Below are 1,344 nucleotides of genomic sequence, written 5' to 3' on the forward strand. Positions count from 1 at the left end.
TAAAGCTCGTACTACTTGGATACAAACATATGAACAATTAGGTTCAATAAGTAAAACAGCCCGGCGTTGCGGTATTCCAAGATCAACATTATATCGTTGGATCACAAGGTATAAAACGCAGGGATTAGAAGGCTTAAAAGATAAGTCACAAAGACCTAATAAACTCGGTAAATTAAAGGTTACTGCAGATATAGAAGAACTTGTAATCAATTTACGTCAAAAGCATAAATTTGGTCGAAACGTATAAATATTACACTTGCCCGCAACCATAATATTAAGTTATCACCGCCCACAATTTGGCGACTTCAAAAAAGCATAATATACCGGCAATAAAAAGACATAGAAAGCGTGATGTTTACAAAAGGTATAATAGACCCATACCAGGTGATAGAGTGCAAATTGATGTAACGAAAATCCGTAGAATTTGTTTTCAATTTACTGCTGTAGATGATTGTACAAGGCTTAGAGTATTGAGGCTTTACACAACTAAAACAGCAGAAAACGCTATTTTATTTATATTGTCTGTCAGATGTTTTGTGTAAGTACGATTTCTCCATTTGCCCAGTTTTGTAAATTAGTATCACAAAGTATAGCAAATTGATTTAAAGCCATGGCCCAATTCTTAATAGGCATTGTACATTTTTTAGAAGCATTTGTCAATGCTAAAAAGATTATTTTCTGAATTGATTTATCATCTAAAAATACCCCCTTATTTTTTATAATTTTATGAATTTGACGGTTAGTTGATTCAATAGCATTAGTAGTGTAAATCGCCTTTCTAATGTCTTTCGGAAAGCTAAAGAACGGAGCTATTCCAGACCAATTTCTCTGCCATATATCAAAAATAACTGGATATTTTTTATCCCATTTTTTAGCAAAATTTTGTAATTCTCTTAATCCCTCTGCTTCATTTATTGCAGAATAAACTGCCTTCAAATCAGCTGTTGCCGATTTTAAATCTTTATATGATACGTATTTTACAGAGTTTCTTACCATATGAACAATGCACAGTTGTACTGTGGTTTTTGGGAAAATGCTATTTATTGCTTCTGGAAACCTTTAAGACCATCAACACACGCAACATATATTCGTTCTACACCACCATTCTTTACTTCTGTTACTACTTGCATCCACAATTTAGATCCTTCATTCTTGCTATCCAATACCTAATAGTTCCTTCTTGCCTTCTATATTCACGCCAGTAGCTAGATAAACTGCTTTATTTATTATTATATGATTGTCTCTTGCCTTAACATGAATACAATCTACATTATAGGATATACACTATCAAGTGCTCTATTCTGCCACGCAGCAACTTCCTCTAAATGCCATCAGTTACCTTTG

1 protein-coding gene and 1 pseudogene are annotated in these 1,344 nt (G+C 33.3%); one reads left to right on the top strand and one right to left on the bottom strand.

Translation table 11 applies throughout. The features are described 5' to 3' along the window. Positions 1-247 (top strand): helix-turn-helix domain-containing protein (locus REIS_RS10290; protein ID WP_160143020.1); only part of this gene is annotated, 247 nt, incomplete at its 5' end. Between the two features lie 278 nt (positions 248-525). On the opposite strand, the pseudogene REIS_RS11590 reads toward REIS_RS10290, so the two are convergent. Beyond that, a pseudogene (locus REIS_RS11590) lies at positions 526-1,281 on the bottom strand (transposase). Positions 1,282-1,344 lie beyond the last annotated feature (63 nt).

It is taken from the genome of Rickettsia endosymbiont of Ixodes scapularis, assembly GCF_000160735.1.
GTDB classification, from domain to species: Bacteria; Pseudomonadota; Alphaproteobacteria; order Rickettsiales; family Rickettsiaceae; genus Rickettsia; species Rickettsia tamurae.